The sequence below is a fragment of the Alteromonas sp. 76-1 genome, assembly GCF_900654235.1.
Taxonomy (GTDB): Bacteria; Pseudomonadota; Gammaproteobacteria; order Enterobacterales; family Alteromonadaceae; genus Alteromonas; species Alteromonas naphthalenivorans.
Genome location: NZ_LR136958.1, coordinates 4,445,397 through 4,462,516, shown reverse-complemented (window position 1 = coordinate 4,462,516; position 17,120 = coordinate 4,445,397). Strand labels below are relative to the sequence as shown.

The window sequence follows — 17,120 nt, the reverse complement described above, 5'->3', positions numbered from 1 at the left end:
TTCACCTAATTCCTTTCAAGTGCTTTTTGCAAACCCTCCACTTTCAGATTTTTTGATCCGTTACTTCATTTAATTCCCTTCTGTCAAAAATGGCGGTGATTGTCATTTTTGGCGCAATTTCCTCTCATCTTGTTTGAGATGGATCAACGCGGCTAGTACGACTTAGTGGAATAATTACGCGGCACAGTAGGGGATACATAAGGTTAGGAGCTGTAGGGCCTTAGCTGGCGTAAAGCTTGCTAAACCTCATACAGGAAGTATAAGTCTTACGGTGCGGCCTTTTAGTTAAGGTTTATGATTTATATAGAATTTTAGCGGCTTGCCGTACTGTTTTTAACTAGGGAGAATACCCATGAGCGATACGCTAGTCGAACTATCGCGGTGGCAATTTGCGCTAACTGCGATGTTCCACTTTATATTTGTGCCCTTAACCTTAGGGTTGAGTTTCATGCTTGCCATTATGGAATCCGTTTATGTGATGACAGGCAAAGAAATTTACAAACAAATGACTCAGTTTTGGGGCAAGTTGTTTGGTATTAACTTTGCCATTGGTGTGGCCACCGGCCTCACTATGGAGTTTCAGTTCGGTATGAATTGGTCCTACTATTCTCACTATGTAGGGGATATTTTTGGGGCGCCGCTGGCGATAGAGGGTTTAATGGCGTTCTTCCTAGAATCGACTTTCGTTGGGTTGTTCTTCTTCGGCTGGGATAAAATGTCGAAGGGAAGACACTTAATGACCACTTGGTTGGTGGCTATTGGTTCTAACTTCTCAGCACTATGGATACTCATTGCCAATGGTTGGATGCAATACCCTGTAGGCGCAGAATTTAACTTTGAAGCCATGCGCATGGAAATGACAAGTTTTGCCGAGGTTATCTTCAACCCTGTCGCGCAAGTTAAGTTTGTGCATACCGTCTCAGCGGGCTACGTAACAGGTGCCATGTTTGTATTGGCCATTTCTAGTTATTACCTACTTAACCATAAGCATATCGCATTTGCCCGTCGTTCTTTCGCTATTGCGGCTAGCTTCGGCCTAGCGGCTACCTTGTCAGTGATTGTGCTTGGTGACGAAAGTGGTTACGAATTAGGTGAAGTGCAAAAAGTGAAATTGGCTGCGGTTGAAGCGGAATATGAGACCCACCCAGCACCTGCGCCTTTTACCGTATTTGGTATTCCTAATGATGAAAAAGAGGAAACCGAATACGCACTTCAAATTCCTTGGGCAATGGGCATTATTGCTACTCGTTCACTTACCGAGGAAGTGAAAGGCCTAAAAGATATTAAAGCCGAAAACCGTTTACGTATTCTTGATGGTATTAAAGCGTACGGTTTGCTCGATAGTGTTCGAGATGGAACGGCTTCAGCAGACGAAAGAGCCGTGTTTGAAGCACACAAAGATAATATGGGCTATGCCATGTTATTAGAGCCATTTACGGATGATGTCACACAGCCTTCTGAAGCGGCCTTACAAAAAGCAGTAGATTACAGTATTCCTAAAGTCGCCCCCTTATTTTGGAGTTTCCGATTAATGGTGGTATCAGGCTTTATTATGCTAGCCGTGTTCTTGGCTGCCTTCTATTACAGCACTCAACATAAAATTACGCAGCCTCGCTGGTTGTTGAAAGCATCATTGTATAGCTTGCCGCTGCCTTGGGTTGCGTGTGAAGCCGGTTGGTTTGTGGCTGAGTTTGGTCGCCAGCCTTGGTCTATTGCAGAGATTCTGCCAGTGCATGCATCAACGTCTAATTTGTCTATTTCTGACATTGTTACTACGTTAGTCGCCTACTCAGCGTTTTACACTGTAATGTTCATTGTTGCGTTTTACTTGATGAAGAAGTTCGCCAAAAAAGGGCCAGTACCGCCTGAAGATAATCATAGTGATGAAGATGACGACCTAATCGACTTTGATGCAAAAGGAGCAAACGCATGATTGATTATGAATTTCTTCGCGTAGCCTGGTGGTGCCTTATTGGTGTGCTATTGATTGGTTTCGCAGTAACAGATGGGTTCGACTTAGGTGTAGGTTCACTGCTGACCATTATTGGTAAAACTGACAAAGAACGTCGCGTAATGATTAATACCATTGGGCCGCATTGGGATGGAAATCAAGTGTGGTTTATTACGGCAGGTGGTGCCATTTTTGCAGCCTGGCCGATGATTTATGCTACTGCTTTCTCAGGCTTTTACTTAGCCCTAGCACTAACGCTAATTGCGCTTTGGATGCGTCCAATTGGATTTGATTATCGCAGTAAACTGCCAAATGCTCAGTGGCGAAAAGCATGGGATTGGGCATTGTTTGCTGGCGGTTTCATTCCTGCGCTTATCTTTGGCGTGGCCTTTGGTAACTTGTTATTAGGTGTGCCGTTTGAATTCGACAACACACTTAAATCAACGTACACCGGCTCTTTCTTTGGTTTGCTTACTCCATTTGCGCTTGTATCTGGGTTATTGTCAGTGGCTATCTTACTGAATCACGGCGCTACCTGGTTACAAATGAAAACGGATGGTTTCATTGAATCTAGAGCACGTGTAACGTCGTTTATATTAAGCCTAGTAGCAGTAGCCTTGTTTTTGATTGCCGGTGCGTGGGTAGCCTTCGGGTTAGATGGTTTTGTTATTACCTCTACCGTAGATACCTTAGCCACATCGAATCCAATGAAAAAAGAAGTCGCTATTGAAGCGGGTGCATGGATGACGAACTACTCACGATATCCATGGATGATGATTGCGCCTGTATTAGGTGTGGTAGCAGGGCTTGCATGTGCCATGTTTTCTCGTAAAGGGAATGCAGGGATGGCATTTGTTTCAAGTGCACTACTGATTGCTGGCGTTATTTTAACTGCGGGCTTCTCAATGTTCCCGTTCTTAATGCCCAGTATCACTATGCCAGAAGCTAGTCTTACGGTATGGGATGCCACCTCTAGTCATTTAACTCTAAATATCATGTTCATTGTGGCTTGTATCTTTGTGCCTATCATCTTGTGTTATACCGCCTATGGCTATTATGTAATGCGTGGGCGAGTCAAAAATAGCGACTTAGATCAATCTCACACTATTTATTAAGGAGTAGCATATGTGGTATTTCACTTGGATCCTCGGCGTACTGCTAGCGTGTTCATTCGGTATTTTAAATGCCATGTGGCTCGAGTCTACCGAAGACATGGACCGCCCAGAAGACGCCGAATAACTGATTAATATTCATAGCGTAATATAAAACGTAAAAGGCAACGAGCTTGTGTTTTCAACGCTCGTTGTCTTTACTTTAACCGTTATTTTAACCCGCTATTTTAAAAGATAGGCAGTGCGATAAAGTCAATGAAAAAGTTAGACAGGCAGACATTTCAAGCTAAGTTTAATCAACTCGATAACACGCACAAGCTTGGCGTGCGCAGACGGGTTTTAATAATTACTTTAGTCAAGTGTCTGTCTCTTTTTTCACTGATTGTCGCTTTCTATTTTTTTGCTCATGCCATGCACGAATGGGTGGTCGATACCCATAGAGCAAGCCTATTTCATATTAAAGGTTTATGCATAGCGCTGTTTATTTGTTGGATAGTTCAAGGGTTAGTGAACACGCTAACGTTGTCATACAAAAGCCAGTTAATGCAGGCTATGGAGCAAAACTTACAACTTATCTTCGCCGAGCAACAGCACGCCCTCATTCGTCAACATTCACTTTTTTACTGGCAAACACTTTGGGTGAAGCATGTTCGCGCTATCGCCAATTGGGCTTTCGATTACCGCGTACAGCAATATGTTGCTGTGCTTGTCCCATTGATGGCGCTAGTGGTTATTTTTTACGTAAACCCTGTCATAGGTATGGGGTTAGCTGTAGCCCTCCCGATTGTTCCTTTGTTTATGGTCATTGTCGGGAAAGGTGCCGCCAGCTTACATCGCAAGCATTTTGTGGCACTTGAGCGGCTTGGCGGGTTGTTTACCGATAGACTCAATGCACTGCCTCTAATGGCGAGTTATCGTGCACACAACACGCAAAAGCGGTTACTTAATAACGCCAGCGAACAACTTAACAAGCGCACTATGCGGGTGGTAGGTGTCGCATTTTTATCATCGTCAGTATTGGATTTTTTTGCCACCTTATCGGTAGCCTTAGTTGCGGTATTTATTGGATTTTCACTTTTAGGTGAACTTAGCTTAGGCCCGGATATTTCCTTGCAGCAAGGGCTTTGGGTGTTGCTTACAGTGCCACTGATTCTGAGCGAAATGAAAAAGCTGGGGCAGGTATATCATCAAAAAGCTGAAGCTGAAGCGGCCAGCGAGTGTTTATTTCCCTTGTTTACTACGTTGAACGACAATGCGCCTGCCCAGGACAGAGAAGCGACTAAAGGCGAAATGAAGAACAAACCGTTTGTGGGGTTTGATGCGCAAGATTTTCGAGTATCTAACTTGCTTAAAGCCGAACACCTGAAGGTTGCTTTAGGAGAGCATATTCGCCTAAACGGCGTTTCTGGTAGCGGTAAAACGGTATTGCTTGAGGCCCTAGCGGGTCATCGTAAAGCTTCCCAAAGCTTTGACGGCAGCTGTGTATGGGTGAGTCAAACCCCAGTTGTTTTACCTGGTAGTGTGAGAGACAACCTTTTACTGGATGCCTACTATAGCGATAGTGCGTTGTGCGAGGTGCTAAATTCAGTTGAGCTAGCTGATTGGCTTTCGTCGCTGCCTAATGGCCTAGATACCTTGATGACCGAGTATCCCAGCCTCTCTGGTGGCGAAGCGCAGCGGCTTGCGTTAGCTCGCGGTCTGTTAAGAAACCCTGATATTTGGTTGTTAGATGAGCCCACTGCGCATATCCCCGATGAGCAGCACCACCGCCTTTCACAACTTATTGCTCGCGTCACACAAGATAAGACCGTTATTTGGGCGTCGCATAAACTATTGCCTGCGCACTGGTTTGACACCCATTGGCGTATTGCCGATGGCGAGGTAACCGTGAAATGAAATCTACCCCCAAATCTATAAAACCTGTTGCATCTACGCTAGGTAAATCTTCATCAGATGAGTCTTCGCCAATAACCGGGCAGACGCTAATAACTGGGAAGACGTCAATGGCCGCGTATGGCGCTTTGGGCTTGGCCCTGCTTCATGGAATAGCGGGCTTGAGTATTCTTATCATTTCATCGTGGTTTATTGCCATTAGCGCAATAGCACCTTTAGGATTTAACTATGTGATCCCAGCGGTGGTGATTCGAGGGCTCGCACTACTTCGAATAGCTTCTGGTTATACCACCATGTGGCTTGGACATAACGATTTATTGACTCGAATTGCCAAAGCACGGTTAGCTGTGTTTGAGCAATTAGCGGCAAAACGCCTTGAAAGCAAAGCATGGACAGTTGAAGCGCTCGCGAACCATACGGAGCAACTGGCATCAGCTTTTATTGCATGGGTTTCGCCACTCGCCTCGGTGACGCTGCTAATGACAGGCATGTTGCTCACAGGGTATTTCATGGATGTGCCGGGTTATGGCTTTTTCATCGTTCTAGCTGGGTTGTGGTTGGTAGTCAGCATTATCACCACGATTTACGGGCTTAAAATTGTGGCTAAAACGTCGCAGGAAGAGCTTGAATTTCGGCAACAAAGCGCAACGTTTTTTCAAGCAAGTAGCTTATGGCACCTCAAATCAAAAACGGCAAAAGGCTTGTTTAATGCACCGAGTACCCAGCATGCACAAGATGCACAGTTAAAAGAACAGGCGCTAGTGTCCAGAGCCATGTGGCTTTTCCAAGGTGGTGTATTTAGTTTGGTTGTTCTGGTTGTTGTTAGTGCTAACTCGGCGGCCTATTTCGTTCCGCTTGCGCTTATCACGCCTATGGTTCTGTTAGCCGCGCCAGACTGGGCAAACGCCACTTTTAGTAGTGTGGTTAAGTTCGCAAAGTGGCAACATAGCAATGCAGAGCTACAGGCAATGCACACTCAGCCTTTACCCTTATTAAGTGCGCATAAACCCAGCGCATCACTTTCATTAGAAAGCTTTGTGGCACAAGATAGAAACCTACCTGCGGTCAACATGCAGTTTCATGCGTTAGGGCTTAGCGTGATCAAAGGCTATTCTGGCTGCGGTAAGTCGAGCGCTCTGCAAGCAATATGCGGGCTACTTCCTTTTGAAGGGCGCCGCTCAATAGACAATGTTGCTACTTCCCAAGGGATGCTAGATAAATGGCTTTACGTTGAACAGCAACCCATCATATTGGCCGGTACCATTAAACTCAACCTAGACCCTGCTGCGACTGGAATAAGTGAAGAGTCTATGCGCGAAGTTTTAGCGCGTGTTGGTTTACAGCACCTTTCTGCGTTGGCTGAATGGATTGGTAAAGGGGGAAGGGCTTTATCTGGTGGTGAAAGTAAACGCTTAGCATTGGCCAGAGCCCTATTAGCGACGCCCGATGTGTTATTAATTGATGAACCTTTTGAAGGGCTAGACTACGAAGCACAGCAGCGAGTCGCCGAGGTTATTAATGAGAGTGCTCGTTCGCGGCTCGTCATTGTTGCTACTCATGTTGTTCCGGTGGCTCTACAACCTAGTGCAACCTTTACGCTTGATGAAAAAGGCAATCAGAGTAAAACTAACTCCAGCCATCATACTGATACCCAACTAAATCACGCCCATCAAAACACCCATGATGACGATGAATTACAGGCGACTTCGCCGGTTTATTCGTCGCTAACACCTAATGAGCAACAGCAACAGGCGCTAGCAGAGCTACAACACCATGAGCGCAATACGGTACTTGGTTTTAAGCCGCGGTAAGTTATATGGCAGGGCGTGAAATGAATGCGCGCTTGATTACAAAGCGCAGGAAGCTTGAAAAGATAACAAAAAAAGGCGCCTTAACGACGCCTTAAACACACATGTATAATTTGTCTTTAGAATCTAGCGCGAAGTTGTACACCGAAGTAACGGTCTGCATCACGCGGGATTTGATAACGGAAGTTATCGCCACTGTAAGTGGTTACATAGCTTTCGTCGGTCAAGTTCTTACCAATAAGGCTGATGCGGTAGTCATCATCTTGGAACGAAAACGCTAAGCTTGCATTAAGGATGGCATAGTCAGGTAACACAGCAGGGTCGTTTTCCGCTGCAAACGCACCTGGTGCACCTACGAACATGTCGTCAGTGTAAACGTAAGAACCGTTTAAGATAATGTCCACGCTGTCCATCTCCCAAATATACTCACCAGTTACTGAGTATTTTAGGTCTGGAGAGAAAGGTAAGTCAGCGCCTGAACTACCGCCACAATCGGCTCCGAGGCATAAGAACTTATCAACTTCAGCATCTACTTTCGATAAACCACCAGTCAACGATAGGTTGTCTGTAGCTTGCCACATGAAATCAAACTCGAAACCTTGTGTGGTGACCGACCCTGCATTGGTTAAGCGAGTGATAGTAACTGAATCAAGTAACTCTGAGTTATTTGCTTGGAAACCATCGATATCCGTTCTGAAAATAGCGGCGTTAAAAATTACGCTGCGACTGGCGTACTTATAACCTAGCTCGTAAGCATCCGATGTTTCTTCACCAATAGGCAAGGTATCTTTGTCTGACATGTTGTAGAACACGTTAAACGCAGGGCCTTTGTAGCCTTGTGAGAAGGTGAAATACGTCATGCTGTTATCAGTTAAGTCATACTGCACACCCAACTTGCCTGAAACATTAGTTTCGTCAGTCTTACCGCTGTAGTCAGTGTCGAAGCTACGTACACCTACACCAGTACGGCTGTATTGGTCATTACTGCTTCGGTTATGAGAGTAGCTTACTTCATCATCGGTATAACGAATACCAAATAGCAGACGTAAATCGTCATTAATATGGTATTTACCATCAGCAAATAGTGCCCAGTTATCAAACTGGGTTTCCATGTATGCCGTTGCACTTACAATATCGTTTGAATTACAGCTAAGACCTTCATCAGCAATGAACTGATTCACTTGATCGTCAGTTGGGTCAGCTATACCTAAGGTATCCGTTAAGTAAGTACTGATAGCCGCAGGGAACTGGCCGGCGTTATTTTGACAACTTGCATCACGGGTAAAGTTACGTTCAGATTTTTGTGTCCACCAGAACGCGCCCACTTGGTAATCGAATGCCTCACCCACAGGCGAAGCAATACGGAATTCTTGAGACGTTTGTTTCCAGTTTTGTGCGCCAATATCGTGTAATTGGAACGGTTCGCCAAACACAGGGAAAGGACGGGTGCCGGCTGTTGAGGTGAAATCACCTTCACGGAACTCTGTATTGTCCCAATCACGGTACGCCGTGATTGAAGTAAACTGATGGTCACCAAACATGGTGTCAACTTGCATTGAGAAACCTGTGGTTTCATCTAATGTGCGAGTTTCAAAGTCATGATCAATAAGGCGCTGTTCTAAATCTAAATCGCCATCACCAGTACTGTTTGGTAGTGCTTCAGAATCAGGGTGACGGTAACTTGGTGAAAGTTCTAAATCGGCACAGCAGCTATCATCAGATTTCACGTTTTCAAAAATGAAAAGAATGTCGGTGTCGTTGCCCGCTTCCATATCAAGCATGGCACGAACGCCTTCTTTGTCGTAGCCGTTGGTCATTTCGTTGTTATAAACGTTTTTAATGTAGCCATCGAACTGCGATTTAAGCACCGTTAGACTACCGTTTACATTATCGTTTAATGCACCTGACACACTCGTTTTTAAGCGGTATTCATTGTCTTGAAACAGGCTTATTTCGGCTGTTCCTTCAAACTCATCAGTAGGGCGCTTGGTTGTGATATTTACCACACCCGCCGACGCATTCTTACCAAATAATGTACCCTGTGGGCCACGTAATACCTCAATACGCTCAAGATCGTATAAATCAACAAACGCTTGCCCAGCACGACCTAATACTACGCCGTCTACAACAGTAGAAACACTCGGCTCAGCAGCCACACTAAATGAAATAGTTCCAATACCACGAACGGTAATGGCGGAGTTCCGTGTGGTGTTACCTTTACGGAAACTGACCGATGGTACTAATGCTTGTAGACCTTCAATGTTGTTAGAAAATGCAGCATTAATTTGGTCTTCGCGTAAAACCGAAACCGCAACAGGCACTTCATTTAGGCTTTCCACTCGTTTTTGTGATGTAACGGTTATTTTTTCCAAGCCTTTGGGCTCGGCAGTTTCTGCTTCTTGGGCGCTGGCTGCAAAGCCAATGGTCATACAAGTACCAATGGCTAATGCCCGAGTAATACTTGAATGTAGCGTGCTAGGTCTTAGTAACATGGTGTTCTCCACGAATTCTTTTTTATGGGTTTTATCCAGTTTTATCTGCCGTGTGTCCGACGGTCTTTTCTTTAATTTCGCTTACGTTGTAGTTAACGCGTAATGCTTATTTATCTTATTGCCTTGCTCATTTGTCTTATATAAGACAGAAGATAGTCAAAATTTAACCAAAAAGTAAATCAATTGCAATCTTTTTGTTAATTATGGGTTCGAGAGGTGTAAAGTGAGCTTAGATTCGGTCGGTGCAAACTAAGTGTTTGTTTTTATTGTGTTTAATCTTGAGTTTGTTAGGTGGTTTTAGTTCGTGAATAGTCGCTATATATTTTATTTATACAAGTTTATAACAATAAATGCGCTGGTTTGTCTTGCATTAGACCGTTAAATTGAGGCGCTGAAAACTCATGAAAGTAGGTAAGTCTAAATTTATCGGGTAATTCAGTTAATGTGCTTTTAATGCTATCCCTAAAGTGTCACAGTTATGTGAGCATAATTATTGATTTAACTAGGAATATCAAAATGTTTGGAAGGAAGTTAGGTATGGGAATGAATAAACAAATTTTGTTTAAAGGTCTATGTATTGTGTTGTGCATAGGTAGCGCTACAAGCGGGTACGCAGAGAATAGAATTGATACCCAACGCCCTGATGCGCCAGCGCTTTCGGCCTATGGCGAGTATGATATTGGGGTTCGTAAACTTGAGGTGGTCAACCCCAAGCAGATTGATATTCTAGCGCTTGATGCTAGCCAACCTAAACCAAGCACTCTTCCTACTTATGACCGCCCACTAACCCTAGAGGTTTGGTATCCAGCACAAAAAGGCAGTACTGGCGATACAGTGCTAAATGCGTTTATTCGCGATGGCAAACAGCAAGTTGAATTGCATGGCAAAGCGGTAAGGGATGCTGCGCCTTTAGAAACTAAAAAGGCGTTCCCATTAGTATTGGTATCTCATGGGTATCCTGGTAACCGTTTTTTATTAGCACATTTAGCGGAAAACATTGCCTCGAAAGGCTATGTAGTGGTGTCGATTGATCACACCGACTCTACCTATCGTACACAAGCGGCCTTTGCATCTACGTTAGTGAATCGCTCTGTCGATCAGTTATTCGTGCTATCGCAAATTGAAACCATGGCAAAAGAGGAAGGTTCATTCTTATACCAATTAGCCGATGCCAGTAACACAGGTATTATTGGCTATTCTATGGGGGGATATGGTGCGGTAATTAACGCGGGTGCTGGCATTACCGAACAAGCGGTAAATAGCAAACTGAGTGCGCCCTTTGGTACCTTGGCTCGCCATCAAACTGGCATTAGAGACAAGGTCGACTCTCGTGTAAAAACGATTATTGGTTTTGCGCCTTGGGGTATGAATTACCGTATGTTTGATTTAGACAGTGTGGCTATTCCTATGATGCTGGTGGCCGGTTCACAAGATGATGTGTCAGGGTATAAAAACGGCGTGCGAGCCATTTGGGAAGGGGCAAAAAACGTAGACCGCACGTTACTTACTTATGACAACGCAAATCATAATGCGGGTGCAGTCATGCCAGCCCCTGAAGAGTCTTTCGTATTTGATGAAGCACTAGGTTTTGATGTGAGTTCACATTATATCGACGCGGTATGGAATAACGCACGGATGAACAATATTGCACAGCACTTTGTTACCGCATGGTTAGGTAAATACCTTAAAAACGATAGTGGAATGCAAGCTTATTTAGACCTAGTACCAGTATCAAATGACGGCGTGTGGGCTATGGATGAAGATGGTAAGCCGAAGGCAGAACATACTTATTGGGAAGGCTTCCCTCATCGCACTGCAAAAGGCTTGAGATTAGAGCAACTGGCTGCGGGGCAATAGTACTTTCGAAGTTTATACGCCGGCTCTTGCGTAGCCACGTAAAAAATTAACAATAAAAAAGCGGCGTAGAGGTTTATTTCTACGCCGCTTTTATTTTTTAGCTAGTGCTTTTAACTATGACTTCTAAACTATAACTTCTTAATTCAGCCTTCAGGCGTAAAGGATTAGAAGGTGTAGCGTGCACCTAAAGTGTAGCGAGGACCATATTGACGAGCAAATAAGAACTGCTCTTCAAAACGTCCGTAACCTTGTTCAGTTTCATCGTTAATATTTACACCTTCAAGGAACACGGTTAGGTTTTCGTTCACATCGTAGTTTACGCTGGCATCAACCTGTCCATAAGTATCGAACTGGGTTGCTGGGTTATCTGCAGAGCCTTGGTCTTGACCAATACCAACTATGTAGTCAGAACGCCATGCATACGTCACCTTCACAGATAAGCCTTCTTTTTCATAAAACACTTGGAAGTTAGCTGAATCACTAATACCCACAAGCGGATTTTGCTCAGAGCTTAAATCGTAAGGGTCATACTTCACATCGCCATCTACTAAGGTTGCGTTTGCACCTACACCAAAGCCAGTATCACCAAATGTATGTTGAACCGCGAGTTCAATACCCTCTACCGTTCGTGTATCGCTTAGGTTACGAGGTTTGGTTACACGCCATGTAATTAAGGGGTCATCTGCGTTAGGAGTTACTACGCCATCGGCATCTGCATAGCCGTTATCTACAAAGTATCCATAGATAGCACTGTCAGTTGCTTGCACGCCTGCTGCTTCTAACGCTGATACTGCTTCGTTCCAACGAGGACCTTGATAAATATCGTTCAAGCCTTCGAAGGTTTCTTCAGATGCTGAATACGAAATATAGTTTTTAACTGACTTTCTAAATAAACCGACAGACGCGTAACTGGCTTCGTCGTAGTACCATTCAAAAGAAAGGTCTAAGTTAGTTGATTCGTAAGGTAACAAGCTTGTATTGCCTTCTGTTGCCGTACGAGAACCAATTTTAGGGCTTCCACTGAATGAACGGCCACCTTGTAGTAGACCGATAGGCGCACGAGTAATTGATTTACCCCATGAGAAACGGGCGACTACGTCGTCGGTGACGTCTACTTTAATATCCAACATCGGTAGCAATACATCGTACTCACCCGTAAAGTCTTGAAGCTGTAAGTCAGCCTCAAATTGGGTTATCCACTCTGACGCTGCTACCCAGTTAACTTGAGTTGGCACGCGAACTTCTGCGGCGCTAGGTACTTCCGTTTCTTCATAACGCAGGCCAGCGTTTACTTGAACATAGTAATCGCTAACTTCGAATTCCCACTCTGATTGTACATAAATAGAGTCGGTGGTCTCTTCAACATTACTTACTGACGGATCGCCACTGAAATAAGGGTCAATCGAGTAAGCGTTACTTTCACCTACCACGTCAGCGGTAAGGTAAGCTAGCTGACGAGCAACGGCTTCATCAAAGTCAAAGGTGTAATAGTACCCAGGATTCATGCTAGCGCCGCCACCAGAGAATGCGTCTAGGAAGCCACTGGTGTCGTTCCTGACGAACATATCGTCTGGGAATATTTCAGTATAAGAAGGGCTGAAGCCCGGCCCGCCACGCAAGCCACTCCATGCGGTGAACCCTGTTAAGGTTTGTTCAGTTCGCGCATATCCGAAATCAATTTTTACCAATGGAATATCAAAGGCTGAGTTAAACCAGGTTCCGTCTAACTGAAGTTGCTCGATGTCAGAACGGCCTGGAGAATAGATAAATTGGCTAAAGTTAGAGTCAATTTCACCTGGGTTAATTTCGTTGGTACCGTTATTCCAGTTAACATAAACTTGCGGAATTTCACCTTCACGGTAGTCATATACTTTAGAAATAAGTTGATCAGAACCTAAAATAATTTGGCCTGCACTACCTAACCCTTCATCGTAGCCATTGTCGGTTTCATTGTATGAATCGTGGTAATCAAGGGTGAAAAACCAGTCGTCATTCAATTCCCAATCTAAATTTACCCCTAAAGAGCGAGCATCAACCCGTGTTGTATTTCTGCTTGCAGTGAATGATGCATCGTCGCCGCTAATATCAGCATAAATCGCAGTACCGTTGGCATCTAATTCGTAGGCATTAATGTTAGAGCCAAAGTTATTCCATATACCCCAGCCAACCGTGTTTGTGCCAGTTGTGGCGCGAGTAGCGGTGTAATCAACAGTAGCAGTGAAATTATCTACAGGGCGGAATTGGAAGGTAACTTGACCATTTGAGCGTTCGCGCTGTATATCATTAATGCTGTAATTCATGTCTTTTGCAAAGAAGGCTGCATCAGTGATATTAGTGCGATTATCAACAACGTTAGCAGCATCTAAATCTGGTAAGTCTGCGTTTTCTTGCAACACCCAACCTTGTACGCTGGCGGCCTGTTGTTGGAAATCACGTTCTTGATGAGAGAAAGACACACCGAAGCCAAACATATCGTCAACGAAGGTGTTGCTGTAAACACCAGCAATTTCTGGTGTTACATCATCGCCTTCAACATTAGAGGTGTCGTAAATGCCCTTCGCCGAAAACGAGGCTTGTTGACCAGGGCGAGAAAGAGGCTTCATGGTAATGATATTTACCGTAGCACCTAACCCACCACTTGGGTTTTCAGCACGTGCTGTCTTGTGTAGCTCAAGAGTACTCACCCCTTCAGATGACAAGTTCTCTAAGTTAAATGAACGGGTGAAACCGGTACCTGGCATTTGACGACCGTTAAGTGTCACCAAGTTAAATTCTGGGCCAAAACCACGAACGGTAATTTGGCTACCTTCACCGTTAGAACGGCTGATAGTCACACCGGTAATACGCTGTAACGATTCTGCAAGGTTAGTATCCGGAAACTTACCTAGCTCTTCTGCCGAAATGGCATCTACAACGCCGCTTGAGCTGCGTTTTAGATCCATGGAACGAATCATGCTGCCGCGAATACCACTCACCTGAATAACTTCAACTTCACTTGGTACGCTATTGTCAGAGGCTGCAGTTTCTGACGTTTGCGTTTCTGGTCTTTCTACTTCTTGCGCAGAAGTAGAAAATGCCAAAGTTGAACCCAACAACAAAGCCATTGATGTGGCGAGCTGGGTCTTTTTAAATGTTGTATTTTTCATAATTGACCTACTAAATCTTTATCAATTTATTGCTGCCGCTTGAGTGTGCAAGCGGCAGAAGCTTTGTTATTGCGCTGCAATTTCAGCATTATCTATACGGTATACCGCACCTTCACCTTGGCTCCACGCGGGGAACACCATTAAAACATCGATAGCGCTGATGTCTAAACCTGCGTCATACAAGGTTTGAAGTGGGAAGGTATAGGTTTGCCATTCGCCGGTTACTGGATCTGCACCTTCTAGACTCTCTGAAATAGCTAGCTCAACAGCGGTTGAGGCATCGCCTGATTCAATCTTAAATAGCCAAGGAGCTGATGCATCGTTAGGCGCCGAGCTTACTTTCATTTCAAAGCGCACTACGCCTGTTGAAAGTAATGAAGAGGCATCAAAATACACATCGTCATCGGCAAGAAAGCCCATTACGGTAGGTGTTGCACCAATGCGAAATTCAGCTACTGTGCCGTGGTCAGCATCATCCACTTCTTCTGTGGGTGTCGAACCGCCGCAGCAATCCCAAATTGACCATTGGTCAGCCGCAGTATCAGCGAATATAGTTAGTTCGGTTGCAGCAGGAGTGTCACCATCTGGGTGGTAAAACTTCACGTTATCTAAGCGATATACCGCGCCTTCACCTGCGCCCCAGGCTGGAAATACCATAATCACATCGATGGCACTTAGGTCTAAGCCCGCAGCCTGTAGGTCAGCAATAGGAAAGGTATAAGTTTGCCATTCACCGGCAGCGGGTACTTGTCCTTCAACGCTATCAGAGATAGGTAACTCAACCGCAGTGGCACCGTCGCTAGACTCAACTTTAAATAACCAGCTGGCACTTGCGTCATTCGGCATGCTAACAACACGCATATCGAATTGCAGTAATCCGCCATCTGCTAAGGCAGATGCATCAAATGGCGTGTCGCCACCACCTGACGCTGAACGGGTGATAAAGCCCATAACAGTAGGTTCTGCGCCAATACGAAACTCGGCTGTTAAACCATGTTCGTCATTGTCGATTTCTTCTGTAGGAGTTGAACCGCCACAGCAATCCCACATCGGCCAGTCAGGATTCATTTCGTCTTCGAATATCACCAACTCTGGGTACGCAGACTCTTGTGAAATTTCAACATTTGCTAAACGATAAACGGCGCCATCGCCTGCACCCCAATCAGGGAATACCATAATTACGTCAATAGCGCTGGTATCTAGACCCGCATCTGCTAGTGCACTTAATGGAAACTCATATGACTCCCATACGCCTTGCTCGGGTGTATCGCCAGCCGTGTCATTAGGGCCAACATAACCATCCGCCAGCGGCAAGGTAGCTGCAGTAGTGCCTTCGCCACTTTCAATTTTAAACGACCAATTCGCGGCAGTATCGTTTGGCGCTGACATCATCTTCAGGTCGAATTTTACGCTACCGTTTTCTTCCATAGGCGAGGCATCGAAGGGTGATGCTTGACCTGCTGGGTCGGTAATAAATAGCTCGCGGCTAATAAAGCCCATGACAGTAGGTTCTGCACCAAAGCTGAATTCATATACCTGACCTTCAGCACTATCTTCTACTAACGCAGGTGTTGAACCACCGCAGCAATCCCATGCTGGCCAATTAGGGTTGGTGGTACCGTCAAAAATAGTCAGGTTTTCTGCAATGCCTGTTGAAGGTGGTGATGGAATTGGAGCGGCACCTTCTACAAGCGCATCGTCAAGAGAGTCGTAGCCTGGACGGACAGTTTCACATCCAGCACCTGTATCTGGGTTTGAGGCACATTCATAAACCCGAACATAGTCGATATCAAAGCTCTGGCCATTTTCAAATGCTTCTGCATCAATGCCCGTTTCGTTGACCGCTTCAGGCCAGCTTCCGCCTACTGCTAGGTTTAGAATTAGGTAGAATTCTTGATCGAATGGGGCGTTATCCCAATGAGTAACTAGCTCACCCGTACCTTGTTCGAAGTATTCGGTGTACCAACCACGATGTGATAAGCCAGTGGCTTCACCATTACTGTTGTAACGAACTTCAGAACGACGCTGGGTAGCATACAAGTAATCGTCCATATACCAACGAATTTCGCCTTCTTGCCACTCTACCGCGTAGGTATGAAAATCATCTGCTGGGTTGGCGCCATTAGGCAATGAATAGGACTGGCCCGAGCTATCGTTGTTTGGCCATTCTTGGCCATAATGAAGGGTACCGTGAATATGTGCTTCCGGATTGCCATCTGCATCTAAAGCTTTAAGGTTAACCGCTTCAAAAATATCGATTTCACCCGAACGCGGCCAGCCACCATACACTTCGTCGGTAGGCATCATCCAAAATGCAGGCCAACTACCTTGACCCGATGGCATTTTGGCGCGCATTTCAATGCGGCCATATTTAAAATCTGCTTTGTAACGAGTAATTAAGCGGGCTGAGGTATAAGGCTTTTGTGCACCTTCTTCAGCAGGTAATGCAACAATGCTTAATGCACCATCACTAATGAATGCGTTTTCGTCGCTGTCGGTATAGCACTGAGCTTCATTATTGCCACCGCCATCGCAGTTAACTTCATGTGTCCAGTTGTTATCGTTAATGGTCGCGTCTTCGAATTCGTCGCTCCACACTAGTTCCCAGCCTGTTGCAGGGGCGCTAGTGTCAACGGCGTCTATATCTGTAGAAGTGGTTGCTCCACCGCCACAGCCAATCAAAGTTGTGACCGTTAACGCGGCAGCAATCCGAGAAAGTTGAGTTACATTTTTAGTCATTATCTTCAGCCCTAATGCTAAGTAAATGGGTATCTAAAACGCCGCGTTGACCACGTCGAGTTATGTTTTGTAAGCGCTTCCATTTAAGTTTGTTATTTTTCTGTTTGAAAGCGCTTACATAA

At 45.1% G+C, this 17,120-nt stretch carries 9 protein-coding genes; 6 read left to right on the top strand and 3 right to left on the bottom strand.

The annotated features are described in order from the left end of the window. Positions 1-352: 352 nt before the first annotated feature. The 5 genes from ALT761_RS18885 (at position 353) to ALT761_RS18865 (ending at position 6,767) form a co-directional block, all read left to right on the top strand. Positions 353-1,933 carry a cytochrome ubiquinol oxidase subunit I gene (locus ALT761_RS18885; protein WP_129740341.1) on the top strand — a complete coding sequence of 527 codons (1,581 nt, stop codon included), beginning with the start codon at positions 353-355 and terminating at the stop codon, positions 1,931-1,933. Continuing rightward, positions 1,930-3,066 carry a cytochrome d ubiquinol oxidase subunit II gene (gene cydB, locus ALT761_RS18880; protein WP_129740340.1) on the top strand — a complete coding sequence of 379 codons (1,137 nt, stop codon included), beginning with the start codon at positions 1,930-1,932 and terminating at the stop codon, positions 3,064-3,066. Before ALT761_RS18885 ends, cydB begins: the two co-directional genes overlap by 4 nt. Positions 3,067-3,076: 10 nt before the next feature. Then, complete coding sequence (gene cydX / locus ALT761_RS18875; RefSeq protein WP_013786436.1) at positions 3,077-3,190, top strand: cytochrome bd-I oxidase subunit CydX; 114 nt, start codon at positions 3,077-3,079, stop codon at positions 3,188-3,190. 128 nt (positions 3,191-3,318) lie between these two features. Continuing rightward, positions 3,319-4,959 (top strand): ABC transporter ATP-binding protein/permease, encoded by a 1,641-nt coding sequence (locus ALT761_RS18870; protein ID WP_129740339.1) that lies wholly within the window; start codon positions 3,319-3,321, stop codon positions 4,957-4,959. Then, the gene (locus tag ALT761_RS18865; RefSeq protein WP_232043497.1) at positions 4,956-6,767 is read left to right on the top strand and encodes an ATP-binding cassette domain-containing protein; all 1,812 of its coding nucleotides are present in this window, start codon (positions 4,956-4,958) and stop codon (positions 6,765-6,767) included. Before ALT761_RS18870 ends, ALT761_RS18865 begins: the two co-directional genes overlap by 4 nt. 116 nt (positions 6,768-6,883) lie before the next feature. On the opposite strand, the gene ALT761_RS18860 is transcribed toward ALT761_RS18865, so the two are convergent. After that, on the bottom strand, positions 6,884-9,256 hold the full coding sequence (locus ALT761_RS18860; RefSeq protein WP_129740338.1) for a TonB-dependent receptor: 2,373 nt from the start codon (positions 9,254-9,256) through the stop codon (positions 6,884-6,886). A 537-nt stretch (positions 9,257-9,793) separates the two neighbouring features. Here ALT761_RS18860 and ALT761_RS18855 point away from each other — a divergent pair. After that, positions 9,794-11,113, top strand: coding sequence for an alpha/beta hydrolase family protein (locus ALT761_RS18855; protein ID WP_129740337.1), 1,320 nt, complete (start codon positions 9,794-9,796; stop codon positions 11,111-11,113). 164 nt (positions 11,114-11,277) lie between these two features. Here ALT761_RS18855 and ALT761_RS18850 read toward each other — a convergent pair whose 3' ends face one another. Both ALT761_RS18850 and ALT761_RS18845 read right to left on the bottom strand, forming a co-directional pair. After that, positions 11,278-14,259 (bottom strand): TonB-dependent receptor, encoded by a 2,982-nt coding sequence (locus ALT761_RS18850; RefSeq protein WP_129740336.1) that lies wholly within the window; start codon positions 14,257-14,259, stop codon positions 11,278-11,280. A gap of 66 nt (positions 14,260-14,325) precedes the next feature. After that, positions 14,326-16,998: a glycoside hydrolase family 16 protein gene (locus ALT761_RS18845; protein ID WP_129740335.1), complete on the bottom strand. Its 2,673-nt coding sequence runs from the start codon at positions 16,996-16,998 to the stop codon at positions 14,326-14,328. Positions 16,999-17,120: the final 122 nt, after the last annotated feature.